Below are 25,128 nucleotides of genomic sequence, written 5' to 3' on the forward strand. Positions count from 1 at the left end.
GAACTATAACAGGCTATTGCACTTAGTTTTTTACTAGATTAACTTTGTCTGTTAACAGTTCGATACTTACAAAGTGATAGGGAGATTACTCAATGGTTTGGGAGTCTGAACGTTTATTATTCCGTTATACCACGCGTGAAGATCTGAACGATTTATTCAGGATATATGGGAATCCCGAAACACATAGGTTCAACCCACGTGGCCCACATAAAAATATTGAATCTTCGCAAGATATGCTGGAAAGAACGTTGAGCATATATGAAAAGCATGGTTTTGGTGATTGGACTGTTTTTGAAAAATCGAATCCTAATCGAGTTATAGGATTTGGTGGCGTATTTTGCAGCCAGTTCGATGGAAGAAATACAAACAATCTTGGATACCGATTCGAACCTGATGCATGGGGTAAAGGTTATGCAACAGAGCTTTCCATAAGGGCGATACGATTTGGATTTGATGAGGTCGGGCTGGAGGAAATTGTGGGTGTCGTTAGAGAAGACCACTTTGCTTCGAGGAAGGTATTGGAAAAATCGGGGCTTAAATTTTTAAAAAAGGTAGCAGACTTTGAAGGATTGCCATCAAGCCTCATGTTCCACATTACTCGGAATGAGTGGATGGCAGCTCACTCCTGATTAATTCTTAAACTCACTACACTTTGCCCATTTCTGGCGTTCCCTGGCGAAACACCAGAGTCCACTGGCCTTCATTCGAACACAGCCAGCTTGTGGAACGCAATGCGGGACAGTTGCCATCAATGTTAAACGTGCGGTAATGAAGTATGGCGCAGCCGTACCCCATTTCTGTGAGTCGAAAATCGCTACTGAGAATATGAGATGGAGTGTTCTCGCTTAACAACGACGTAATGGTATCTGAACGGTCAACCATAACGCCTGACCGGGTGATTTCCTGGAATTCAGGATGAAGAATCAGTTCAAGCCACTGACGGTCGTTGCGCCTGTCGCCGTGAAGGCTACACTCCAGCCATCTGAGCTTCTCTAAAAGCATTATGCTTATCCTCGAGTGATTATGTCTGACGATCATATTTATCATAACAGTTCTTTTACAACTTCTGCTTTTGGCACAGAGCGGTAAAATAAGTGTGTTACATCCATCGGTTGAACTCACAGCACTAAGAGGCCATAAGCCCGCGCCTTATTTGCCGATGTCACCGCACATCAGCATCTATTTTAAGTGGTCCAACCATTGTATCTGCGATATCCAACATGGCACGTAAGCGATCCATGTGCCGAAGATCCTGATGGTAACCTACCCAGATATCTCGTGAAGGTGGCAAATCAGGCGTTGCGAGGCGCTGCAACCCTGGAGTGGCATCACCCAACGGTTGAGGTAGTACGGCGATGCCCATCCCGCGAGCACACATGTGCGCCTGAATCGCCCGGCTCGTGCTTTTAAAAGCACATCTCGACTGCGGAAAACGCTCAAGCAACCAGGATACGTCAGGAAAATGTGATTGCTCGGTATTCATCAGGATCAGCCCCACCGAACGCGGATCGTTTAGCATTAACTTGGCGTTTTGTGGAGTGCCATAGAGTGCGTAGGGCATCCTCATCAGGCGACGCTGAACAATATCCGGCTCGGTAAAAGGCACAATGCGAAACGCAATGTCGGCATCACGGCGCGACAAATTGATCAAGCGGTAACTTGCGATGACTTCCGGCACAATCGCTGGATGGCGGCGCGTTAGTTCGTTCAGTACTGGTGCCAGCACATAGTTAGCAAACCACTCCGCAGAAGAAATTCGCAGTATTCCTTCAAGCCGGCCATGATTGCCCGCCAGGCGGCGTTCCATTGCCAGCGCAGAGTCTTCCATCGCTTCGGCCAATGTCATTACGCCATCGCCAGCGTCCGTTAGCACCAGCCCTTCACGGGTCCGGCGAAACAGCGTTTGCTGTGCCTCATCCTCAAGCGCTTTTATACGGCGCCCTATCGTTGGATGACTCACGCCAAGACTGCGGGCCGCTTCCCCGAAAGAGCCTTTACGCTTAACTGCCAAAAATATCCGAACGTCACTCCATTCCATGCTCGCTCCTCACCGTACAAAAATGAACATCGAATATACAAAAATGTCAGTTCCCAAACAACAATGTAAGCATCACCATAGCTTCCTCATTCAAATCGCGTCAGACGGTTATAACAGGAAGCTGAAATTATGAACAAATTAAAAGATAAAGTTGCCATCGTTACCGGCGGATCGAAGGGTATTGGCGCCGCGATTGCCCGCCAGCTGGCGGCGGACGGTGCGCGGGTGATTGTTAATTACGCTTCAGGAAAAAACGATGCCGAAAAAGTAGTGGCTGACATTACCGTTACCGGGGGACAGGCGTTAGCAGTAGCAGCGGATGTTACTCAACAAGCCGACGTTGAGGCACTGATTAACGCGGCTATCGAACGTTTTGGACAGCTGGATATTGTCGTCAATAACGCGGGCGTTTATCAGTTCGCCAGAATTGAAGAGAGCACCGAAGCACTCTACCGCCGGCAATTCGACATTAATGTTTTAGGCACGCTTTTGGTGACGGCCGCTGCCACGCCGTACCTGGCTAAAGGCAGCAGCATCATCAATATCAGTTCTTTCGTCACCCGCGTGTTTATCGCTGAAAGTGCCATTTACAGTGGCGCAAAGGGCGCTGTTGACGCCATCACGGGCGTATTGTCACAAGAGCTCGGTCCCCGAGGCATTCGCGTTAACGCGGTCAACCCTGGCCTGATCGAAACGGAAGGTAGCCATAGCGCAGGGGCGATGAACTCGGCGTTCCAGACATGGAATGAAGAGCAGACGCCACTTGGCCGCATCGGACAGGCGCAAGATGTGGCACCAATTGTCTCATTTCTTGCATCAGACGACGCAGGGTGGGTCACCGGTGAGGTAATTTTGGCTTCCGGCGGCATGCGCTGATACACCCGCTGACGGGTTACCTGTAATTAAGCGATGACAAAAGTCCTTTTGGGGACGGTAGGTTTCTATGGAGTGTTCTATGTCGAGCCATAGCATCATGCAAGGCGAGCCGCGTCGCTGGGCGATGTTTATCATTTTACTGGTTGGGGCATTTTTGCCGCCGCTCGATTTTTTTATTGTCAATGTGGCGCTGCCTGCAATACAGGGCGAGCTGGGTACCTCATCTTCTGCTGAACAGATGGTAATTTCATCCTATGCCGCTGTGTATGCGGTCACATTAATTACCGGTGGCCGGCTGGGTGATATTTATGGCCGGGGAAAGATGTTTTTCATCGGCCTTATGGGATTTGCCGCCGCATCGCTGCTGTGTGGTTTAGCCTGGTCACCGTGGGTTCTGATTACCGGACGCATATTACAAGGCGCCACGGCAGCGATTATGGCACCTCAGGCGCTGGCTTCAATACAGGCCATTTTTCCCGAAGCGGAAAAACCATTAGCGCTTAGCATCTATGGTGCTGTGTTTGGGTTGGCCTCGGTTATCGGACAGGTTCTGGGGGGCGTACTGATTTCAGCAGACCTGTTTCACCTGGGATGGAGAACAATTTTTCTCGTAAACCTGCCGGTAGCGCTGCTGATTATTCTTTTTGGCCTGCGATTACTTAAGGAGACGCGGGCGCAATCCACACAGCGTCTGGATCCCATCGGCATGCTACTGGCAACGCTAACGCTAAGCGCGCTCATTGTGCCGCTGATTGAAGGCCGTGAGGCGGGATGGCCCTTGTGGACAGTATTGTTATTCCTGGCTGTCCCGTTGCTGGGCACACTGTTATGGCGTTATGAGCGCCGCCTGAGTCAGAAGGGCGGTTCGCCCCTGCTTGAACCTTCCGTATTGAGTACGCCTGGATTAGGACAGGCGCTGGCCATTGTTTTGCTGTTTTATTCGATCGCCGCATTCTTTTTGTTGTTTTCTGTTTATCTTCAAAGCGCATTGAACCTGACGGCTCTTACAGCAGGAAGGCTTTTCCTGCCGTTTGGTCTCGGCTACCTGATTGGGCCATTATTAACGCCTTACCTGAGAGGTTTCGTCGGAAATTACCTGAGCGCGATCGGAATGGGATGCGAGGTGTTGGGCTTAGCGGGCATGGCATGGCTGATAGCCAATACGCTGGCTGGCAACGCTCCAGGGATGCTACCGCTCGCCATACTCCTGTTTATTACCGGACTTGGTCAGGGGCTGGCCATGCCCACACTGGTGAGAATGGTGACCGGCCAGGTTGCGCCAGCCTATTCTGGGATGATCGCCGGCGTAACCAGCTCGACATTACAGCTCAGCACAGCGCTAAGCGCTGCCATTATTGGCGGCATTTTTTACAGCATGCTGGATGACTGTCACAGCGGAGCGGATATCTCTCATGCTTTTATTGTGTCGCTACTGGCGATGGCGGCGTGCCTTGCCACCGGCGCCGTGCTCAGCATGCGGCTTGGCCATAAAACCTTCCGGCATAGTTCTGATTGAGGCGGGCAACAGGTTCGGATACTCGGTGAGATAGAAATTGCATCCTTTAGCTGTCACTTGTCATATACAAAGTGAGTAATACTCTGTATGAACTTAAGTTATTTTCAGCTATAAAAATTTTGAGTACGCTGGTATTGAATCATTTATCAACCTGAGAAAAAACGATGAAACAGGCGATAGCCCCTGCAGAATTTCAACATTATTACACTGACTGGCACTTTTCTCCCGTCATTGAAGCCGATGGCACATTGTATCTTTCAGGTGTAACCGCAGCGCGTAAGGATAAACCAATCAGTAAACATCCTGAAGAACAATTTCATGATGTATTCTATAAGCTGGGCGTTTATTTAAAAACTGCGGGTTTAGATTATGAAAATATACTCGAGATGACCAGTTTTCATATTGATTTAAAAAAGCATATAGAGGTTTTTTCCAGAGTAAAGGATGAGTATATAAAAGCTCCCTATCCTGCATGGAGCGCCATAGGCGTAGTAGAATTCATTCCAGAAAATGCGCTGGTAGAAATACGGGTTGTGGCGAAAAGGTAGTTTAGACCATGCCCCGTAACTCTGAACCATTCAGAAACAGAATTCCGGCATGAAATTCACTTCCATGAACGAAGGTTGTGCCGATGAAAACGTCATGATTCACAGAAGAACATATTGTCTTTGCTCTGAAGCGAGCAGAACTGGGTATGCACGTAACGGAAGTCTGCTACAGGCCGGGCGTTTCCGATGTCACGTTCTACATCAGGTGCAAAAAGTACTGCGGGATTTTTCCACCAGAACTGAAACATATGCGGCAGCTTGAAGAGGTAAACCTTCGCCTGAATAAGCTGGTTGACAATCTGAGCCTCGGTTAGGCCATGCTGCGGACGTTCTGGAAACAAAAAAGAGCTGACGCTGGCTTACCTGCGGGAGTGGAGCAGGAACTTAAAGATCCTCAACGGTGCCAGTGAGAGACTGGCCGGTTTTGCTCTGCAGATCAGCTGTAGTTCGTATCGTGCCCTCCTCATTATCTGGCTGAGGAATAACCTTGAGCAAAAAATTACGGTCACCCTGAGTAATGGTCATGCGGAACTGCCCGGTTGCTCGTTACTGTCACCGTCCTTTTGCGTGGTTAACTAACACAAATGTTATAAGCATTTTCACCTGCAACAGTTGTGTACTTGCAGCTTAACAGAGCTCAATTGGTTAAGATAAGAGTTTGACAGCCAATCTACCTACTGGTAGATTGGTTTGCAGTGGTCTGGTGAAATATTTGAACGTTAAAGTTAGTGAGAAGGACTATATAAAACACTTCATTAACTTACCCTAAGATTTTTAAGGTTTAATACCCTTAAAGTTAATTAATTTAATGGGAGATGCGAATGACTGGCATATATAATCTACATCAGTTTTCAATCACATTTGCCACAAACTCCTGGATGGACCTTAAGAAATCATCGACTTCACATCAGATAGGCTTTCATGAAATATTAAATTTAAGAAACGAAGCGTTCGTTAATTCTAATGAAAGTGTAAATGAATCAAAATCGCTCAAAGTTAACTCTTTAGAAAAAAGGATAGATACTGACGTAATTCTGGCGCAATTGTTGGCTAGCCAAAAATTGCATTCTAATGTAGGTAACAGAAGCATAAGATCTATAAAAAAATGTGTAAGTTCAGTGGGTTTTAATGAAACGGCATGTAAAGTATATGAATCAATTGATTCAATTTTTTATAATGACACTCAGGTAGATCTAATACAAAGTGTTTGCTCTAAAAAAATAGATTCGCAGAAGAATATAGAGTGCAAGGATAATCTGAAGGAATTCTCTCAGCCTTCTATATGTGCAATGCCAGTTCCAGTTATTTACTATTTATTGTGGATTGCGTTTGAGTACATCAGCTATAAGTTGCCCTTCTCAGTTTCTCAGGGAGCAAAGAAGAGAAAGGTCACCTCATTAAAAAAAGCAAGACTTGAAAGAGACCTGATAACCTATTGATTCAATAAGATGGTTTTTTAAATTTATTGATGTTAATCAGTTCTCAGAATGGATTGACTCAAATGCAAGGTAATGGTTTTGATTGCCTATCATTAGGTAGGTTATCCACACTTGCATTACAGCTATATTCTTAAGGTATTTAACATTTAAATCATGTAGTTAACCTAAAAATTAAGGAGATGTATAATGGGCAGCGAGATGCAGGTTAAAAGTCATAACGAAAATAAATGGCTTAACAAATACTATTATATACGGGCAGTGGGGTCGATGGTATGGATTGCATTGGCAGTTCTTATAGGCAGAAATATTCCTGTCGTTGGTGCTCTTTTGCTTGTTTTATATCCGGCATGGGATGCGCTCGCAAATTACATAGATGCTCAAAGATCTGGAGGATTAGGTGAGAACCCTCCACAAAAATTTAATTTAATCGTCAGCATTATAGTGACGGCCGCTATAATATGGTCTCTGTCAGTAGGCATGAGTGTGACAATTAAAGTTTTTGGAATCTGGGCAATATTTTCAGGCATCCTTCAACTTTCAGCCTCGGTACGTCGGTGGAAAACCTCTAATGGACAATGGTCTATGATTTTAAGTGGAGCACAATCAGCGCTAGCAGGTGTGTTCATGTTCAAGCAGGCAAGCAGTGGTATGTCCTTAGATGTGACAACCGTCGTGCCCTATGCTGCTTTTGGTGTATTTTACTTTCTGATTTCTGCCATTTCTTTAACTATAAAAAACAAAAGAAATACATCAAATGTAATGATGCATTAGTTTATTATCTTGATTTTAGAGTTTATACATTCCTGAGGCGCTTCGCTCAATAGTTTAGGTGATTCTATGGTTCATTTCTTTAATGGCACCGTCAAAAACATTGATGAGCCTGACCTTAAGTTGCTATATCAGAATACCCGAGGCAAGAGTATTTCTTTGGTGGAATCGCTAAGTGCTGAAGATCTGGTTGTACAATCAATGCCAGACGCAAGCCCGGCTAAGTGGCATCTTGCTCACACTACGTGGTTTTATGAGAATTTCCTTTTAAAACCATATTTACCCACATATAGTGAGTATTCAGCAGAATATAATTATTTATTCAATTCTTACTATGAAGCGTTAGGACCACGCCAGAATAAGCTTGACCGAGGGCTGATGACGCGCCCCTCATTACTTGATGTGATGCGCTACCGAGCGCATGTAGATGAAGCAATGGATTCTCTTCTGGATAACTTCAGGGCAGACTTGCTACCTGTTCTTCAATTAGGATTAGCTCATGAAGAGCAACATCAAGAACTGATTTTGATGGACATACTGAATCTATTTTCTCATTCAATTATGGAACCAGTATACTTTAGTCAGCCCAGGGGTAGCTATTCTCCACAAGAAGATATCAATTGGTTATTTTCTGAAGGAGGTATTTCCCGAATTGGATATGATGAAAATGGTTTCTGCTTTGATAATGAAAAACCTGAGCACATTGTATATCTGCAACCCTTTGAAATAGCTGACCGACTTATCACCAATATTGAATGGCAAAAATTCATTGAAGATGGAGGCTATCAAAACCCGTCATTCTGGTTATCTGATGGATGGTCTAAAGTCAAAGGAGAAAAGTGGACAGCTCCATTGTACTGGAGAAAAGAAAGTAATAATAAATGGTCAACTTTTAGCTTATATGGACGTATTCCATTGGATCCCCACTCTCCGGTTGTTCATATCAGCTACTTTGAAGCAGCAGCTTATGCTGAATGGGCTGGAGCACGGCTCCCAAGTGAGGCGGAATGGGAATACGCCGCAACTCACGAGAGTAGATTACAAGGTCTTTATCATGAGGCCTGGCAATGGACCAGAAGTGCATACAGTGCGTATCCGGGTTTTCGAACTCCTGAAGGAGCTGTGGGTGAATATAATGGCAAGTTTATGGTTGGTCAAATGGTCCTTCGTGGTGGTTCTTTCGCAACGCCTAATGATCACACTAGAGCAACATATCGGAATTTTTTTCTCCGTCGTCAAGATGGATGTTTAGTGGATTAAGACTTGCTCGAGATCCAACATCAGAAAAGTAATTGGCAAAATCTATTGAGGTAATAAATGAATTCCAAAAAATTTGTAATGTCGTTTTTCTTCGGATTGCTTAGCGTGTTTTCAACTGGCATTTCTTTTGCTAATTCTGATGGGGCTGCTGTTGCAACTAAAACCTTAGCTGCCGCTAGCGCAAAACCCAAACTAAATCTCTATGCACCACGTGCAGATTTTCTTAAAGATGGCTATGTTTATATTCAATTCGATGTTGAAAATCTACAAATCCTCCCTTTGTATACTGAAATCAACGGCGAGGATGCGACAAAATTAAAACCCACTATCGGTCACCTGCATGTAATGGTTGATGGCAGTGGCTGGAGTTGGATTCATGCAAATTACTCTCCTCTCTACTTTGGCCCATTGAAAAGGGGTGGGCATTTGATAAGAATTGAACTCGTGGATGCTTCCCATAGTATTATTCAAGTCAAAACTATAAAAGTTAATGTGCCTTAGGAAATGTACCCTTCAGATATTAGTGGAATTATTATTCAATTAGTGTTTTAAATTTCCATCCGTTATTATGGAGTATTTGCTTGGCTTTTTCCATGTTCAGGGTTATGCCGCATGCGGCAATATTGTCAACATTTACCAGGTCAAAGCGCTGGAGAAAAATTCAAAAAGCCTGAACAAATGCTGGGACGTAAAACGATGGGAGCCGAAATTCTTTGGGACGCGCTTGAGACAGCCCAGGTAAAAATATTGATATTACGCATGCCATTGCTGCCACCGGAAGATTCTCCCTGATTCGAATCGCGCAAGTACTCTGTGTATCGCGTTCGAATCTTTATGAACTGCAGCTAAAGAAGCCAGTATCGGTCAGCCCGCTGTAGCAACGTATATGACGCTCGATTGCTACCGCTTATCCGCCTGATATGCTGCGAGCGGGCGACAATCGGATACTGTTGCTTGACTGCCCATCCCCACCGCGCCCTAAAGGAATAAGACTGGCGGGTCAGCGGGCTTTTAACCATTCCTCAAGCTTTTGTACCGATGCTGCTTTGGCGCTTTTAACTGAGTTAACCAGTATAAAACGGAAGGATATTTAACACAGAAAGATTCAAAGCACTGCTGCTCGTTGTTAATAAATGAACCTGCGGCAAGCGCCGTTAAGCACGCAACGCCATATCGATTGCAGCTTCACAATGGATCAGTGTGGTATCAAAAACGGGCACATGGACGTTATCCTGGTTAAGCAACATCCCAACTTCAGTACAACCTAAAATCACGCAATCTGCCCCTGCTTCTGTTAAACGCTGTGCTATGTCTTCATAAACAGAGCGACTGACAGGAATTACTTTATCTGCGCACAGTTCATCATAAATTATGCGATGAACTTCTGCCCGATCTACAGCCCCAGGGATGACAGGCTGGAGGGATGCTGCCCTGAGACGATCAATGTAAAAGGATTGTTCCATCGTGAAAGCAGTCGCCATCAAACCAGGTGCCTTAAGACCCGCTTTTACAATTTGAGCAGCTGTCGCATCAGCAATGTGCAGTAACGGGATGGTTACACCGCTCATCATTTGGTCTGCAAGCTTGTGCATAGTGTTTGTTGCCAGAACGATAAAATCGGCACCTGCAAGCTCCAGCGCTCTCGCTTCCGTATTCAGAATGGCACCGGCGTCGTCCCATTTCCCACTGGCCTGTAAATGTTCGATATTTGCGAAATTTAGAGAACGAATCAATAGTTCAGGGGAATGCAAACCGCCCAGACGATCACGCATCAGCTCACACATCTTTCGATAATAAATCAGTGTTGAGGCCGCAGACATGCCTCCCAGAATTCCAATTTTTTTCATTATGTTACCTCTTGGTTCAGCTGAATAATTAACGGGAATGTAATAGTGGCAGGATAATAGCCCCCCAACCTCAATTTTTTTATCGTAAATCTGTAGCAAGTAGACGACTTAAAACAGGTTGCGTGATCTGTTGAAATAGAGCTGCATTATTAAAAGCTCGTGCAGCCAGCATAGCGCCGTGTACCGTTGCCATAAAAGATTTTGCTTCCACAGACGGCGTATCTGTTAATTGGAAAATACCTTTGTTTTGTCCCTTCTGTAGTAGAGATGTCAGCCAATCAGAGAGATCCTGAAAATGCCCTTTAACTTCAATAGCCACTTCATCTGGTAAGTTGGGCAACTCAACTGCAAGCATCACGCAGATACAGAAAGGAGATGAACCATCATTAATGCACCGGGACCAGTAATCGACATATGCTTTAACCTCAGCCACTGGATCATTAAGCTGCTGGTCAAGGGCTGACATTCCTGCAAGTGCCTCTTCACGATATTGAATGACAACAGTGCGGATAAGATCGGCCTTACTGGGAAAATGGTGATGAATACTGGCTTTGCGTATCTGAATGACATCGGCGATATCAGCATAACTAAAACTTTTATACCCGCCTTTGGTGAGTAGACGTCTGGTAAGTGCAGAAATTTCATTAGCTTTCTGGGAAAGTTCATTCATTGTATTCTCAATAAAATGTATGAAGGGCATTATCTTTGTATCAGTTATTATTGATTGCATTTTAGTTGCCTACCAGAAGGTAGGTCAAGTGTCATGTTGAATCGCCACGGGTTTAACAGACACCTCAGAGTCAATTCCAGTACCTTCCGCTTTTGGCACATAGTGGTAGAAAGAATTCATTCCTCCGAAGCCACCTTCAGCTCCCAAGCATGCCGGGTCGTAGCCAGACTTCGGTTAATTGAAAAGGGGGCCAGAGCCCCCAAAGTGATGCTATGGCCGGGTCAGGAAGATTATTCAGGCAGTGCGTAAACCACAACCTGGTCACCTACCTGATCCTTCAGAATTGTATTTCCGCCGGCAACAAACGCGACATACTCACGGCCTTTGTACTCATAAACCGACGGGTTTGCCACCGCAGGCGCTTCTGCCTGATCGGACCACAGTTCTTCACCCGTATCGACAGAGTAAGCGCGAACTTTGGCATCCATTGAGGCACCAATGAAGATCACACCGCCTGCAGTGATGGCCGGCCCCCCAATAGTCGGTGAACCCCAGCTGTCGGGCATAAAGAAACCATATTGCTGCGCCGCGCCGACAGGACGTCGCCATTTCACGTCACCTGTATGCATATCGATTGCAACGATTTCACCGAAGGGTGGCTTCCAGCAAGGCATTCCCAGCCAGTTATTTGCTACCAGCAAACGCATGCCGTAAGGTGCACCTTCCTGCGGCGCAAAACCATTTTCGTTACCGGCGCTCTTGTCCGCTTTATCGTAATCTTCACGGCTGTATAGCTTCACGTACTGAACGATATGTGAAGTATTTACAATGGCAATCTGTTTATGCGGATCAAATGCCACACCTCCCCACTGCACGCCACCGGCACTGTCCGGATAGGTCAGCGTACCTTCGCCTTTGGTGGTTGGGGGAGTGTACATCCCCTCATAAGTAAGATTGTCCCACAGACGCTTACACTGTCCAGCGCCCACTATATCTGCCAGCTTCCATATCTCAGGTTTTTTTGACTGATCAAGCAGTGGCGCAGGTTTCGTCGGAAATGGCTGCGTTGGGGAAAGCACTTCACCCTGTACGGTTCCATCCCCCTGTGGCACTGGCCGTTCTTCAATTGGCCAGACATCCTCTCCGGTCAGACGATTCACCACAAACAAAAAGCCCTGTTTGGTGGCCTGGACGAGTGCCGGGATTTGTTTGCCATTTACGGTGATATCCATCAGCGTTGGCGCAGAGTTAATATCATAATCCCATACGTCGTGATGCACCCACTGGCGAGACCAGACGACTTTACCGGTATTAATGTCCAGTGCGGTAGTGGAGGTGCTAAGAGGAATAGGGGCAACGCGGTTGCCACCCCAGTAGTTAGGAGAAGGGGATGAAACGGGCAGATAAACCAGACCATGCTCCTCATCAGCAGACATGTGAGTCCAGACGTTAGCTGTCCCGGTGCGCTTGCGGACGTCTGCCGGAATGGCTTCAAAAGTCCATTCGCGCTTGCCAGTTTGCGCGTTAACGGCAAAAACAGCGCCCGGTGGCGCTTCTGCATAGGCCCAGTCTTTACCCGCCCAGCCAATCAGCAGATGGTTACCAACAACCGTGGGCGGCTGTAACACCGATAGCGGATATTTAGCGTTAACGGTGTTCCACTGATTGAGATCCAATACGCCCTTGTCAGCAAAGTCGCTGCACGGCTTTCCTGTATTGGCATCAAGCGCAAACAGCTTGCCATCGACTGTACCCATATACACAATCTTCTGACAGGCCTGCCCGGCGACAGGATTTTTGGCCTGCCAGTAAGAGACGCCTCTGTTTTTCAGAACCGGTTGTGTCAGCGCCTTACGTGAGGATTTCGTGTCATAGTGCCACTTCTCTTTACCCGTACCGGGGTCAAGCGCAATCAGGCGATCGAAGGGCGTACCGATGTAAAGTGTCTGATTGGCAAAAATTGGCGTCGCTGACCAGACGGTAGCCGGGGTATCACCTTTACCATCCGAAACATCGCCCGTATGAAACTCCCATACCTTAGTCAATTTTCCGACGTTGTCTGAGGTGATCTGCTTCAGAGGACTGTATTTCTGGGCGTTCAGCTGCCCATGAAAACTGTCCCAGGTGGCAGAGGAGGGGACCAGTGAGGTCGCTGGCTGAACGACAGATGACACCCTTTGGCCTTCGTTATTATCGGTTGAGACCTGGTCAGTGGTTTTGTTTGATCGAGGCGCTTGTTGATCAGCGGCATCAACGCTGAGCTTTCCCTGCGTCCCCTGGGAAGCTTCAGCGGCTTTGTCTTGCGCCTGGAGGGAAAAAGAAGTGACCAGCAATGCCAGTGTGGTCATACTGACCTTCAATAAGGGAAAATGTTGTTTGTTATGCACGGGCAAAACTCCTCAGACTTAAGTGCGCGAGCTAGTGGGAAGGGAACGACTGCTCATCATAATCAGACCAATAAGCCCAACGACCATTGCTCCGGTAATGATGTACTGATGCAGCAAGGCGGCCGCAAAACCAATTGCGCATAAAGCCACGAGGGTGATGATGATCAGGATGATGCGCGCAAGTCGGGTGGATGCGGATCGCAGAATGAAGGTCAATAAAGCCAGTACGACGCACGCTATGGCAACACCCAGAGCACCTACGGTACCTGTAACACCAGTAAGCGGCGTCAGCCAGGCATATAAAGCTAATGCGAAGCCTATAACCGCAGCGATTAACAGCAATAGACTGCCAGCGCGCGCGAATCGAGAATGCAGCATGTCAGGAACTCCCCTCAAATTTAAATTAACCTCTGCAATGTTTCTGAGTTGGCGACTTCAAACCAGAAACTCAGTGGTAACACCCTAAGTGGTAAGGAAAAAGTGTCATAGCTCAGTGAACGTAAAAGAGTATAGAAGGTTTTAAATTCTATGTAGTAAAAATGAGAAGTACTGAAAATAGCGTCATCAAATGTAGATTCAAAGTCCGCTCATCAGAATTTGATAACTCACTCCTGCAGACCTTATTCAACAGAAGAAGGAAGCCGCTATTCAAATAAATTCATAGTGAAAGAAAATACGTGATTAAGGCAGTGCGTGAATTGTAAGTATGCGCTGACAGCTTCATGGATATCAGAGCCGATTAGCTCACTCTTAATTGGTTTATGTTTCGAAAGAAATGGGATATAGCGAATTAAGTTAAAAGATATTTAGTTATTGCAACATTAAGCAAGTTCCTGCTGAGACAGTAGATTATTAACTTCAATACAGCTTCCCGACTGCGTAACATTTTTTGAATGATATGGGTAAAAGGCTGTATATTTATACAGGCATATTCTACTGAACGCTTCAAACGATAAAATTTCCTCACTGGAGCTACCTGAACCACTGAAAAACACAGGTTCAGCGAGATCACCTCAACCCATCGTGCTGACTTGAAGGGAGGGTATCGTTCACCGCAAAAATTTTTACAAATTAACATCTGGGTATGGCAGGAATCTGAGTCGTCTGCTTTACTCATGAAATCGATTACAAGAATTAACGATAATCACCATGAAATCTCCTTATTCTCTAACTTTTCATACAGCAATAAGTGCCAGTAAAGATAGTAAAAATCAACAAGATAACAATAGGTCGGAACGATTTAATTACAATTTTTCAGAATGCCAATGGCGCAGTCGGTCTTACGGTTTCGCTTCCGGGTACTGAAAACAGCCTGGTGCACTTTTACCGCTATGGCGTGAACATACGGGAGCCAAAGAAGCTCTATCGGTCAGCCTGTCTTTATTCGAAAAGAGAGCTTTTCGAATAAAGACAGGCTGATCCGCACCATCACCGATGAGTTTATCGAGTCGGAAGCGAGCCTGGAACAGCTACTGAGAGGTGGATGACTGCCTTATGATGGTGAGACTCACCGATTCAGAGATTGCCGCTCTCAGGGGAAAAAGTTTGCCTCAACTGAGCATGCCTTACCAACGGCAATTACGGTCATTGTTGACGTCAGGTCATGTAATGGGCGCTGCCGCGTTATCCATGAGTTTCAGCGAGAGCTCAGGAAAACACCGCTGTCCGTTTTTTTTGCTCAGATTTCCCTATCAGTTAGACTGAGTAGGGTCATCAACTTCCAAAACTAACTTGATTACATTCCTCCAATTGGAACAAAAGCGGTATTTCCTCTGGGCATATCAGCTGGAAGTATTAAAAAAATTGCCGAAGCAATGAATACATGTCAAAGCTTCGGATCCTGTTAAAGTACAGGTCGTGACAATGTGTTGTCACTCAAGGCGTCATGGATGAAGATTCAGGTCACCCACGCATCCAGTATGACAGAGCAAAATTTCAATAGTGTAAGATTTACGTTAATTTAATCAACAGGATATGAACCCCCTGAGATTTCTTGAGTGATACTTATTCATTCAATAACGTGTCTGGGTCATGTGAAGTTTGCTCCACCACAATATTGATGTGGCAAAATACCTCCTCGACAGTAAGACGACGGTAACGAAAGTAACGTGAAGTGACGACACCACTAAAGGATGAGACTCTTTTATTTTCTGGGTCGCCGCTTATCTCTACGTAGTCACCGACTGAGGGAAGGAACATCACGGGCGTTTCTTCGCCGGAAGTATTTATGACGTCACCCTCAGGTAAGGGTCTGTCAAAACTATTTTGTTTGTACTGATAATCAATGTGATACGTTATTTTCATTTTGGCGTTCGGCTTGATTTTGACGACTAACAGTAAAAGCTCATAGCGATTACGTATATCTAATTTTTCTTATCCGTTAAGTAAACTAAAATTTTTAATTAAGCCAGGCGGCTAAATTCATGACTTGAGAGCATCAAGTTAAGATTTTATTTGTCAGGAAAAAAGCTAAGTGTTGTTTAGGGAATGCAACTGTATGAAATGTTTCAAAAAATAGCTAACTGATACTGCAAGGGATTGAGATTAGGGGGGCTAACAGACAAAAAGAGTTTTAAGCCAAATTAAGGTGGGTAGAGGAGTGAGAAAGATAAAGAAAAACCCGGCATAAGGACCGGGCGGTATAATCTGCACCTTTAATACGGAACCAGCAAGTTCCATGTGATGAAAATATCATCAGGGCAGGGGTATTTCCAATTACAATAGTTTCTTAAGACAATCGTTTTTTATCATTAGCACGATCATTAATTATTAACCGCGGCAGGTTGTTGATAAAAAATTATAAGTCTTTCACTTACGCTTCGGTTATTTCGCTTATTGATATTTATTCCCAATTACATTTGGGTGTGATTAGCGTTAACTTTTATTCGAGCTAATTTGATTCTGCATACTGATATCAGGATTTTTTTGAGGGATTTATTGCAACTTCAATACAGGAGCGGTCTCATTTTGCTGAGGCTAACAGTCTGAAGTAGCTCACTAAAAGGGACAGTAGGGAAAAGCAGGCCCCCAGTAAAAGACTGATTTTGATACCGTGTTTATCAAAGACGTTAAGCATGATGGCCACTAATGCAGAACCGGTTATCTGTCCGAGAAGCCTCGAGCTACCCAGCAGGCCGCTGGCTATGCTGGCATCTTTACACGACGCCGTCGTCATGATCAGGTAATTGTTAGGGGACTGAAACAGCCCAAATCCGGCCCCGCACAGTGCAATTCTCCACACGATGTCACCGTTGTGAGGTGAGTCGGGCAGTACGGCCAGCAATACCATCCCCAGTATGAGGGCAGCCAGTCCGGCCATCGCAATGATGTTGCAGTTAATGCGCTTGATGAGTTCGCCGGCTAATACCGAGGTAAAAGTCGTCGCCAGCGGCCAGGCTGTCAGCAGAAGACCCGTTACCACCACATTCCGATGCAGTACATCATGAAAATAGAAAGGCAGAGACACGTAAGCCAGTAGCTGCGTTGAATAGGACAGTGCGGACATCATGAGAGACAGTGAAAGCGTCTGGCTGCTGAATAAGCGTAACGGGACCAGCGCCTGGTTTCCTTTACCGTTCTGATGATGGTACCAGCCAATCAACAATAAGATGAAAGCATCAAAGCTGATTGTAGCCACCAGTGGAAGCTGCCGGGTTAACCCGGCCATACACACTGAAAAGGATACGGCAACCGCGAAGGTAAGTAAGGCCCCAGGCACATCAAATCTGAAATCGGAGGGGGTGGGTTTTCTGATGTAGATAACGCTCAGTAATAGCGAAGCGACAGCGATCGGCACGTTAAGAGTAAACAACCAGTTCCAGCTTGTGACGGACAAAACAGCCGCGGCGATTGAGGGGCCTGCTGCGGCGGAAACGGAAACAATCATGACGTTAATGGCCAGACCGCGTCCCAGCAACAGTGAGGGGTAGATTTACTTAATCAATGCCGCATTGACGCTGAGAATGGCCGCAGCGCCGCAACCCTGAATCATGCGAAACAAAATCAACATGGGCAAAGAGTCCGAGAGCGCGCAGCCTATTGAGGACATCGCAAAGAAGACGATACCCGCTTCAAATATGCGTTTATTGCCGACGGTTTTCCCCAGAGCCGACAGAGGAAGAAGAAAGGCCAGTACGGCAAACTGATAGGCATTGACGATAAGGATGGATTCAGATGCCGGCACTTTGAATTCACCCGCGATAACGGGCAGCGCCACGTTCGCGATGGTGCTGTCTAACATGGCAATTACCACGCTCAGTGACACGGCAATCACCGCCATGATACTGAATGGAGTATTAGTTTCAGATGACCTTATCATGGTTATATCGCCTCAATTAATTTCTGCCAGCGCACGTTTTAAATGCCATTGTGCTTTCGGTGGAATTTTTAAATGAACTGGCCCTTCAGTTATTCCTGAATAAATGGAAATCGCACGTTAAAAATAAGCACGGGGGCTTTTTTGGGGCTAACGTTTTGGCAATCCAACCCTTGTGTTAACTGCTTTCCGGACTTTTTGCGCCAGTTTATCCTTCATGCTCTTTCTTTCCCTGCGTAAACATTCAAAATCCTGACTGGTTTTAATGATGTCCGGACGGGCATAAATAAATCTGTCATCCCAGGCATGACAAGAATCAGGAGATCGCGAGTTTTTATTATCGTCTGTTCTTTCATAAGGAGGTGTAACCACATTCTGGCAGCCAGAAATTAAACATATGCTTAACAGCATTCTTTTCATACATCCTCCGTGGTGTGAGGGGAATATTAAATCGGTATATCTGACTGTCAACATGTTGCTGATTAACTTAACAGTTGCTTAATAGGAAAAATAACTGACCGCCTGGATTAATAATATTCCTACATTTATCGCTAACATACTGATTGCTATATACTATTTATCGTAAAGCTTCTGGTTTGCCTCATGTCCCTAACCGGAATATATTGTTTAGGCTGCGGGTGTGAACTGAAATTGTGATTTCCCGACGTTATCGCAGGAATATATGTTAATGGCGACATTCAGGGTTGAAGGAAAATCATAATGTACCCAGCAAGGCATTTTGTTGTGATCGGTGAAAGGAATATTTTGCATCGGGGGTTATTTGAAGTGGTTAACACGGTCGCGCATCAACATTATTTGCAGACCTTTCATGCCTGCAACATAGCTAAATGGGATGCAGAACGGACCATACATAGCCGTTGCCACTTACGGGCCGCCATTGTCTGTGTTTCACAGGAAACGTTCATGCCCAGGTGTATTAGTACGCTTCTGGCGTTAAAGAAACGCGTCAATACGCGTCTGGTGGTTTTCGCCGACGACGTCAGTCTCCTCACCGGCGACGCCGTTCAGGTACTCCAGCGCGTGATCCATGAAGAGCAGATAATCCATACACGCACCTGTCGGCACAGGATCAGCCGGTTACTGGGCAGGGTGATAGCGGGTGAAGTCAGGCATGACTCGATGGTCCAGCTGAGCCAGAGAGAGCTGGATATTCTGGACGGGTTCGTTCACGGCAAAGACGCTGGCTGGCAGTCTGAACACTTCGGCATCGACAGGTGCACGGTGTATCAGCATCGCAAAAACTGCGCCAACAAACTGGGCCTGAAGCGACTCAAGGATTTGACCATGCTGAAGTTGGGGGAAAGACCATGAAGCAATATCAAGTCAGACCTGTGAGCGTCACCTGTCCCGAACTGAATCAGGAGGCGCATTGTGCCGATCATTAACATCCACAAGACAGACTGGTTCCGGGTGTTAAATGACATCAGTAAAGCGGGCTATTCACTGCAGAAGATTGCTTATGAACTGGACGTCGCGGCATCCACACTCATTGGCTGGAAGCAGGGGGCGGTGCCTAAACACCATACGGGGGAAGCGCTGATTGCTATCTGGATAAGAACCACGGGACTGACGCGCGAACAGTTGCCCGTCGTGGTTTCAAAGAAAGCGTTTATTGTCCATCCCATCGGCTACAGCTGAGACATTCAGAAAACTGAATGCCTCTCCGTCCATATTCCATTGCCTGTATCGAGAGTCGTTATACAGCGCAATGGAGTTTTTATGAATCTTGAAGGCCTCGTCAAATTTCATTCTCCCCGATCGCTTCATCCGGGAACGTTATTCAGCCGTGCTTCACCCGAATCGCTATCCGTTACCGATGTCATGGCCGCCGCAGGCATGATGCAGCGCCGTGCTCCGATCGGCAGTGCCGCCTTTGCGGGAAAGATGAACCTGAGCCCGCAGGCTGCACTGAAGGCTGTTTCGTTGTTGGTGGCTGTCGCCCGTCATGAGGCCCTTCATTATCCGGCCCTGTGCAAATTACCGGCTGTTGAACGGGAGAGGGTGCTGAAGGTGATGGTCATTTACGCCTTTCTCGACTTTGCCCGCAGCGCAGCGACGGAATTACCCTGTGTTTCCTGCAGTGGGTCAGGGATGAAGAAGGGGAAGCCTTGTAAAAAATGTGCCGGCAAAGGAACGGTCCGCGCGGCCTGCAATGACTGCAAGGGTCGAGGGATCGCCGTCAACCGTCTCAAAACCCGGCTGCAGGGCGTCCCCATTTATCATCACTGCGTTCGCTGCGGGGGGCGGGGCTTTGAGCGTATTCCTTCAACAGTGATTTACCGCGCCGTTGCGCAGGTGAGCGAGAACATTTCCCTCGATACCTGGAAGAAAAGTCTGAAGCGTTTTTCTGATTACCTGACGGGCTATCTTGAGAAAGAGGTGTCCTGGGCGGAGACGCAATTTCAGCGCATCACCAAATAGCGCACGATTGTTCACATGCCGATGCGATAGCTCGCTATTTACTTTTCCCTTTTCTGTGGTAGATTTGCTCTAACGATGGGATTTTATACCCTGAGTTAATCAAGCCCTGACGCCCGCCGTCGGGGCTTTTTGTTTTCACCTGTCTGCACGCGGCACATCAACTTCACTCCCTCATTAATCATCAGGATAAACACTGTGAGCAGACTGACTGCGGTGGCTTCTTATGGCGCATCCGCCGGGGCGGTGGCCAATGGCTTCCTGACTATGTTCAGCCCGGAGGAATGGAGCGCCATCAGCTTAATAACCGGCATTTTCCTGGCCGTCATGACTTTTGCTGTGAACCTCTATTACAAACACAAACTCGTCCAGGCCAAAATCGCTGCTTTGTCGTCCCCGGATAAGCGCGACGCCTAAATTCTTCGACAAAACGTTGAGACTTTCAGATGACTACCCAGCTCTCTTCACTCAGTAATATTCTGCATAGCGTGACCTTCTTCAACATCGATTTATTCCATTCGATTACCAGTGGCTATCAGATATATGAGGTCATGCGCAAAGCTATCCATGATGCCGAAATCGCCTTTCATGAAAAGGATAAAGCGGGTGACGCCAAGAAACAGTGTGTGATGGCAGCACTTCAGGCAGCAGCTCATGTGCTGGGTGAGAACTGGGAGAGCCTGAAAGAGCACTTTGCAGTACTCATTGATGCCATTATTCAACTGTGGAATGCAACGCATAAAAAGAATGCGAAATCATCAAGCTTGCACGCTGAACTGTGATAGTTTGAAACTCGAGACTGACGAACAGGAATGATGCGCTTCCTCAAAAATGCCCCCGTCCCAGGGGCAAATGTTGGTACGCGAGGAGTCGAGTGTCCTTACTCACTATTCAACTAACACACAGCATATTTCATGAAGGGATATCGTCGGGTGTGCGTTCCAGGATAAGTTCTAAAGCATTTCGGTAGATATCCTGTTTAACAACATCATTTTCCGTTTCCAGCCTGAGTATCAGGGCCAGAATAACGTCCTTATTTGATATGCGCATTTTCGTTTTGGCAATTTCGGCACTTATCTCGCCGATCACGGCTCTTTCGCTGGAAAACTGATTAATTTCGTCTATCAGAGGGGCCTCGAGCTGATTTTTATCGCTGACGGAAATATTCATGGAAGCCTCATAGGATATTCAAATTGGTATCAACACGGTTGGATCTTCTCACGCAGAAAATACCTTTCTGGCACTAAAAATGACCTCTGTAAGTGGAAATCCAAAAACACTGACAGAGGCGGTGCAATGCACCCTTCGTTACGTGCGGATCCTTTCGCCAGACAAACCTATACAGTTTTTGGGAACTTGTACAACGGTAAATGATTCAATGATGATGGTCTGAGGTGTATTTAAATTGCCATTTAAAAACAATCTTAAATGAATCTTATGAAATTCGGATAATCATGCCCGTCAAACTCAAAAAAGAATGATTTATTTTATTTTATCTTAAGTTTTTATTAATAATATCGATGGGAAACTTCATTTTCATATTTTAAGTTCGCTTTGTACAGTATTTCTTAAGTCATTTAACGTGCTGTGAGTATTTGTGCTGAACCCTGGTTTTTTTACAGCCAGAGCCAGTATGGAGTTATTTTCTCACGCTTCGCTTTATTTTTTTGGCTATATAAGCTACAAGTTAAATTTTAAAACTATAATCGTTGAGGTGCGTGTGAACGCATTAGACTTAGATGTAGAAATTTATGCGGTACAGTTGAGAAAACTGGCGGCATTTCACCAGTCTGGAACAAGCATTGCAGAAGTAAAACTCCGGGTTGATAACACAATACAGCACATGAAAGATTTGTTGGGTAAAGACAAGGCGCATCAAACCCTAAAATGGAACGAGTTGCTGGTTGCGCTTGAAAAGTTCAGCAGGAATACGGCTGACCCTAAGTGGATGCTGGTGATCAGACACGCTAAACACCGCGTCAGATGCCGGATACAGACGGCCCTCTATTGCAGGCAACACTTTAATCGCTGACTCAGCACGAAGTATTTTACAGGATCCACACTTTTGAAAATCACTCACGCGGTCCGCAAAAACTGATTTAAGCTGAAAAATTGAAAGCTGTGCCCGTGAGGGTGCGGCTTTTTTTACGTCCGTATTTATCCTCCACGCAATCGCATGCGTATCAAATCCAAGGGTCTTTCGGGATATGAGTTTGAGATAGGGCAGTGGTATCGCTGCCGCTCTTGGGCTGCCCATATCTGTGCGAACTGACTCATATCACCAAAAGGCATCAGCGAAATGAATAGCTCTTTGACCATATATCCTTCAAAGAAAGTACCGACCATGAGTAGTGTTGAGATGGTTGACTACATAAATTTCGATCGCAAATCTAAAGCGATTGCTGCGGGGCTTAAATTCCCCTGTAAACAATTTCGTATACTTCAACATAAAAGTCTGATGGCCAAAGTCCCCAAGGTTTTGGGTGAAATTCAATCAGCAAAATTTTTTGCCGATTACATAGATGACCTGGGAAGGAAGCAACCTTGCTATAATTTCGCTAAGCGTGAGGCATGCTTGATAGCGATGAGTTACAGTTACGAGTTGCAGGCTCAGGTATTCGATCACATGACTGCGCTCGAAGGTGTGAAAGATGTTAATCTCCTCGACTTTTCAGGGTTGGCAGACATGACCATCATGGAGATGCAAAATCGCGTTGCCGCTGCTGAAAAATTCTCTTTCGAAGAACACGGGCAAACTGGTAGTGCGCTGATGACCCGACGTAAAAAAGAGATGAAAGTTATCAAGAAAGCCGAGCAACTGGTTATGGAAATAATTCAATATAAGCTTATCGACTTAGGCGATTTTCATGAGGTTGCACCATCTTGACAAATGCATACCGATAATAAAAAGGTGATTTGTTTTGTTGTAAAAGATAGAACGCGCATAAACAATTTCCGATAATAATTTCCCCCTACTCAGCCCTTAAGGTAATTTATGTCACTCACCGACAAACAGGAGATGTTTTGTCGCGAGTATCTGATTGATTTAAATGCAACGCAGGCAGCCATCAGAGCAGGATACAGCCAGAAGACTGCTAATCGAACTGCTTCTATTAATATGTCTAAAATTGACATTAAAAACAGAATCTCTGAACTGAAAGCTCAGCGCAATGGTCAGGTTGAAATAGATGCCAAGTACGTGCTTCATCGCCTTATTGAAATCGATCAGATGGACGTGCTCGACATCCTCAAAGATGACGGCGGCCTGAAGATGGTCCACGAGTGGCCAAAGGTCTGGCGTACCACACTGAGTGGGTTAGATATCCTCACTTCCGTCACCAACTTCGATCAAACCACCATCGAGAACATCCTTAAAAAAATAAAGTGGCCCGATAAAGTGAAGAACCTGGAGCTGCTGGGCAAGCACATATCAGTGCAGGCCTTTCGTGAACAGTCCACGCATACGCTGACGGGGAAAGAGGGTGGTCCGATTGAAGTTAAGCTGCTCTCCCGCGAGGAATACCAACAGGCGCGCCGGGACATGTTAGAGGATGACGACTGCTGAGTATAAGACCGCTGCACGCCGGATAGAGTGCGAAGAAGACGGGATGTACTTCGCCCGGTACTTCTTCAAGCAGCGCACGGGCAGCCGGATGATCGTCGCGCCGCACCATCAGGTCATTCAGCAGACGCTGGACCGGGTCATCGATGGTGAGATTCAGCGCCTCATCATTAACGTTCCACCGGGTTACACCAAGACCGAACTGGCCACCATCAACATGATGGGCCGCGGTCTGGCACTGAACCGCCGCGCGCGGTTTATGCACCTGTCGTATTCCCACAACCTGGCCTTACTCAACTCGTCGACCACACGCGGCATCGTGAAGTCATCGGCTTATCAGGCCATGTGGCCGATGGCGCTGCGCGACGATGCAGACAGTAAGGCCATGTGGTGGACAGAATACGGCGGCGGGGTGTATGCCTCTTCCGCTGCGGGACAGGTCACTGGCTTTCGTGCCGGGCATATGGAGCCGGGCTGGCAGGGCTGTCTGGTACTGGATGATCCAGTCAAACCAGACGATGCCTACAGCGAAATCATCCGCGACGGGGTAAATACCCGCTTTAACGAGACGATTCGCTCCCGACTGGCCATTGAGACCACGCCTATCGTGGTCATCATGCAGCGCATCCATTACCACGACCTGAGTGGCTACCTGCTGCGCGGCGGCAGTGGTGAGAAGTGGCATCACCTGAATCTCCCGGTGCTGATTGACAGCGGCCAGCCGTATTCAGCGTTGTACCCGGAAAACTCACACGCCATACCGGTTGAACATGGCCTGCCTGACGGCTGGTTGTGGCCGTACAAGCACAACGAAACTCACCGCGTCTCGCTGTTCTCGCACCGCCGCACGGCGGAAGCGCAGTACATGCAGCGGCCGCGCCGTTTCAATGCGGAAGGCGCGCTGTGGACAGAAGCTATGGTCTCCGGCGCTCGCGCGCTGGATATCCCGCTGCAGCCATCGCGCACGGTGGTGGCCATTGACCCGCAGGCCACTAACAGTGAAGACAGTGACGAAACCGGGATAGTCGTCGCCAGCTCATACGGGCGCGGCAACGATCGGCTGTTCTCCGCTGATGCAGACCACTCAGGCAAGTACTCGCCGAACGGCTGGGCAAATAAAGCCATACAGGCTTATGAGACCCACCGTGCGGAAGCCATTGTCATTGAGACCAACCAGGGCGGTGACATGGCTGAAGACACGCTGCGCAACGCCGGCTTTCGGGGGCGTATCATTCGTGTCCACGCCAGCAAAGGCAAGTTCGCCCGCGCCGAACCCATCTCAGCGCTGTATGAACAGGGCCGGGTGGCACACCGCGGCAACCTCTACCAGCTCGAGAATCAGCTGCTGGAATACGTGCCTGCCACCGCCAAAAAATCCCCGGACCGCCTCGATGCGCTGGTCTGGGCCATTACCGAACTGTTCCAGCCGAAAGGCACTACGGTTCGTCCGTTCTCCGCCTGAC

The 25,128-nt window shown here is 46.9% G+C and carries 25 protein-coding genes and 2 pseudogenes; 18 read left to right on the plus strand and 9 right to left on the minus strand.

Going from position 1 to position 25,128, the window contains the following annotated elements; translation table 11 throughout:
• The first annotated feature begins 92 nt into the window (after window positions 1-92).
• A complete protein-coding gene (locus WFP70_RS02800; RefSeq protein WP_337022514.1) occupies window positions 93-629 on the plus strand; it encodes a GNAT family N-acetyltransferase in 537 nt (178 codons plus the stop codon).
• Between the two features lie 16 nt (window positions 630-645).
• Here WFP70_RS02800 and WFP70_RS02805 read toward each other — a convergent pair whose 3' ends face one another.
• Together WFP70_RS02805 and WFP70_RS02810 are read right to left on the minus strand one after the other, a co-directional pair.
• Entirely contained in the window at window positions 646-1,002 is a 357-nt protein-coding gene (locus tag WFP70_RS02805; protein WP_337022515.1) for a nuclear transport factor 2 family protein, read from the minus strand.
• A gap of 160 nt (window positions 1,003-1,162) precedes the next feature.
• The gene (locus tag WFP70_RS02810) at window positions 1,163-2,038 is read right to left on the minus strand and encodes a LysR family transcriptional regulator (protein WP_337022516.1); all 876 of its coding nucleotides are present in this window, start codon (window positions 2,036-2,038) and stop codon (window positions 1,163-1,165) included.
• 129 nt (window positions 2,039-2,167) lie between these two features.
• On the opposite strand from WFP70_RS02810, the gene WFP70_RS02815 reads away from it, so the two are divergent.
• From WFP70_RS02815 to WFP70_RS02845, 8 genes and pseudogenes are all read left to right on the plus strand, one after another.
• Window positions 2,168-2,914: an SDR family NAD(P)-dependent oxidoreductase gene (locus WFP70_RS02815; RefSeq protein ID WP_282996845.1), complete on the plus strand. Its 747-nt coding sequence runs from the start codon at window positions 2,168-2,170 to the stop codon at window positions 2,912-2,914.
• Window positions 2,915-2,993: 79 nt separating this feature from the next.
• Window positions 2,994-4,430 (plus strand): MFS transporter, encoded by a 1,437-nt coding sequence (locus tag WFP70_RS02820; protein WP_337022517.1) that lies wholly within the window; start codon window positions 2,994-2,996, stop codon window positions 4,428-4,430.
• Between the two features lie 164 nt (window positions 4,431-4,594).
• Window positions 4,595-4,978 (plus strand): Rid family hydrolase, encoded by a 384-nt coding sequence (locus tag WFP70_RS02825; RefSeq protein ID WP_337022518.1) that lies wholly within the window; start codon window positions 4,595-4,597, stop codon window positions 4,976-4,978.
• A gap of 110 nt (window positions 4,979-5,088) precedes the next feature.
• Window positions 5,089-5,292, plus strand: a pseudogene (locus WFP70_RS26765) (IS3 family transposase); the annotation flags it as partial.
• 507 nt (window positions 5,293-5,799) lie between these two features.
• On the plus strand, window positions 5,800-6,417 hold the full coding sequence (locus WFP70_RS02830; protein WP_337022519.1) for a hypothetical protein: 618 nt from the start codon (window positions 5,800-5,802) through the stop codon (window positions 6,415-6,417).
• Window positions 6,418-6,603: 186 nt separating this feature from the next.
• A complete protein-coding gene (locus WFP70_RS02835) occupies window positions 6,604-7,188 on the plus strand; it encodes a DUF308 domain-containing protein (protein WP_337022520.1) in 585 nt (194 codons plus the stop codon).
• Window positions 7,189-7,254: 66 nt separating this feature from the next.
• Window positions 7,255-8,445 (plus strand): ergothioneine biosynthesis protein EgtB, encoded by a 1,191-nt coding sequence (gene egtB / locus WFP70_RS02840; RefSeq protein ID WP_337022521.1) that lies wholly within the window; start codon window positions 7,255-7,257, stop codon window positions 8,443-8,445.
• 57 nt (window positions 8,446-8,502) lie between these two features.
• Window positions 8,503-8,946, plus strand: a complete 444-nt coding sequence (locus WFP70_RS02845) for a DUF6130 family protein (RefSeq protein WP_337022522.1) — start codon at window positions 8,503-8,505, stop codon at window positions 8,944-8,946.
• 653 nt (window positions 8,947-9,599) lie between these two features.
• Here WFP70_RS02845 and WFP70_RS02850 read toward each other — a convergent pair.
• From WFP70_RS02850 to WFP70_RS02875, 6 genes and pseudogenes are all read right to left on the minus strand, one after another.
• On the minus strand, window positions 9,600-10,292 hold the full coding sequence (locus WFP70_RS02850; RefSeq protein WP_337022523.1) for an aspartate/glutamate racemase family protein: 693 nt from the start codon (window positions 10,290-10,292) through the stop codon (window positions 9,600-9,602).
• A gap of 79 nt (window positions 10,293-10,371) precedes the next feature.
• A complete protein-coding gene (locus tag WFP70_RS02855; RefSeq protein WP_337022524.1) occupies window positions 10,372-10,962 on the minus strand; it encodes a TetR/AcrR family transcriptional regulator in 591 nt (196 codons plus the stop codon).
• Window positions 10,963-11,252: 290 nt separating this feature from the next.
• Window positions 11,253-13,310, minus strand: coding sequence for a pyrroloquinoline quinone-dependent dehydrogenase (locus WFP70_RS02860; protein WP_442956330.1), 2,058 nt, complete (start codon window positions 13,308-13,310; stop codon window positions 11,253-11,255).
• A 57-nt stretch (window positions 13,311-13,367) separates the two neighbouring features.
• On the minus strand, window positions 13,368-13,727 hold the full coding sequence (locus WFP70_RS02865; RefSeq protein ID WP_337022526.1) for a hypothetical protein: 360 nt from the start codon (window positions 13,725-13,727) through the stop codon (window positions 13,368-13,370).
• Between the two features lie 2,584 nt (window positions 13,728-16,311).
• Window positions 16,312-17,667, minus strand: a pseudogene (locus WFP70_RS02870) (MFS transporter).
• Between the two features lie 147 nt (window positions 17,668-17,814).
• Window positions 17,815-18,084 (minus strand): hypothetical protein, encoded by a 270-nt coding sequence (locus WFP70_RS02875; RefSeq protein WP_337022527.1) that lies wholly within the window; start codon window positions 18,082-18,084, stop codon window positions 17,815-17,817.
• Between the two features lie 300 nt (window positions 18,085-18,384).
• Here WFP70_RS02875 and WFP70_RS02880 point away from each other — a divergent pair, with 300 nt between their 5' ends.
• The 5 genes from WFP70_RS02880 to WFP70_RS02900 all read left to right on the plus strand — a co-directional run bounded on the left by WFP70_RS02880 (window position 18,385) and on the right by WFP70_RS02900 (window position 20,885).
• Window positions 18,385-18,996 (plus strand): helix-turn-helix transcriptional regulator, encoded by a 612-nt coding sequence (locus WFP70_RS02880; RefSeq protein WP_337022528.1) that lies wholly within the window; start codon window positions 18,385-18,387, stop codon window positions 18,994-18,996.
• Window positions 18,997-19,056: 60 nt separating this feature from the next.
• Complete coding sequence (locus WFP70_RS02885) at window positions 19,057-19,323, plus strand: hypothetical protein (protein WP_337022529.1); 267 nt, start codon at window positions 19,057-19,059, stop codon at window positions 19,321-19,323.
• Between the two features lie 81 nt (window positions 19,324-19,404).
• Complete coding sequence (locus WFP70_RS02890; RefSeq protein ID WP_337022530.1) at window positions 19,405-20,106, plus strand: antitermination protein Q; 702 nt, start codon at window positions 19,405-19,407, stop codon at window positions 20,104-20,106.
• A 195-nt stretch (window positions 20,107-20,301) separates the two neighbouring features.
• Window positions 20,302-20,520: a phage holin gene (locus tag WFP70_RS02895; RefSeq protein WP_337022531.1), complete on the plus strand. Its 219-nt coding sequence runs from the start codon at window positions 20,302-20,304 to the stop codon at window positions 20,518-20,520.
• Between the two features lie 29 nt (window positions 20,521-20,549).
• Complete coding sequence (locus tag WFP70_RS02900; RefSeq protein WP_337022532.1) at window positions 20,550-20,885, plus strand: hypothetical protein; 336 nt, start codon at window positions 20,550-20,552, stop codon at window positions 20,883-20,885.
• Window positions 20,886-21,015: 130 nt separating this feature from the next.
• Here WFP70_RS02900 and WFP70_RS02905 read toward each other — a convergent pair whose 3' ends face one another.
• The gene (locus WFP70_RS02905) at window positions 21,016-21,273 is read right to left on the minus strand and encodes a biofilm/acid-resistance regulator YmgB/AriR (RefSeq protein WP_337022533.1); all 258 of its coding nucleotides are present in this window, start codon (window positions 21,271-21,273) and stop codon (window positions 21,016-21,018) included.
• A gap of 463 nt (window positions 21,274-21,736) precedes the next feature.
• On the opposite strand from WFP70_RS02905, the gene WFP70_RS02910 reads away from it, so the two are divergent.
• The 4 genes from WFP70_RS02910 (at window position 21,737) to WFP70_RS02925 (ending at window position 25,127) form a co-directional block, all read left to right on the plus strand.
• Entirely contained in the window at window positions 21,737-22,135 is a 399-nt protein-coding gene (locus tag WFP70_RS02910; protein ID WP_337022534.1) for a hypothetical protein, read from the plus strand.
• 267 nt (window positions 22,136-22,402) lie between these two features.
• The gene (locus WFP70_RS02915; protein WP_337022535.1) at window positions 22,403-22,990 is read left to right on the plus strand and encodes a Rha family transcriptional regulator; all 588 of its coding nucleotides are present in this window, start codon (window positions 22,403-22,405) and stop codon (window positions 22,988-22,990) included.
• 108 nt (window positions 22,991-23,098) lie between these two features.
• Window positions 23,099-23,668, plus strand: coding sequence for a terminase small subunit (locus WFP70_RS02920; protein WP_337022536.1), 570 nt, complete (start codon window positions 23,099-23,101; stop codon window positions 23,666-23,668).
• Entirely contained in the window at window positions 23,655-25,127 is a 1,473-nt protein-coding gene (locus WFP70_RS02925) for a phage terminase large subunit family protein (RefSeq protein ID WP_337022537.1), read from the plus strand. The genes WFP70_RS02920 and WFP70_RS02925 overlap by 14 nt, the downstream gene beginning before the upstream one ends.
• Window position 25,128: the final 1 nt, after the last annotated feature.

This window comes from Pantoea sp. USMM079 (genome assembly GCF_037153115.1).
Lineage (GTDB): Bacteria > Pseudomonadota > Gammaproteobacteria > Enterobacterales > Enterobacteriaceae > Pantoea > Pantoea communis.